The 290-nt window shown below is 68.3% G+C and carries 1 pseudogene; it reads right to left on the reverse strand.

Annotation, left to right across the window (positions count from 1 at the left end):
* Window positions 1-290: pseudogene (locus MT346_RS17880) on the reverse strand (hypothetical protein); the annotation flags it as partial.

Raw genomic sequence — 290 nt, forward strand, 5'->3', positions numbered from 1 at the left:
GTGTCGCCGGCCTTGAGCGTCAGGCCGGAACCGTTGTGGTTCAGCAGACCCTGCACGTAGGGACGGTACGACCCGTCGGGGGACCAGTAGGTGACGGAGCCGGCGGTGATCGGGAACGACACGGCACCGTTCTCGAGCTTCGCGGTGCCGGAGACACCCGGGGTGAGCTTCAGGCTGGTGAGGGCGTCGGTGAACCCCTTGTCGAGGGCGACAGAGGTGTTCCCACCGAGCACGTTCGGGACCGAGGCGACGGGGGCGGGGATCTTCGACGAGGACGACGCGACGGTGTG

The organism is Curtobacterium sp. VKM Ac-2922 (genome assembly GCF_022815645.1).
In the GTDB taxonomy this organism is placed as follows: domain Bacteria; phylum Actinomycetota; class Actinomycetes; order Actinomycetales; family Microbacteriaceae; genus Curtobacterium.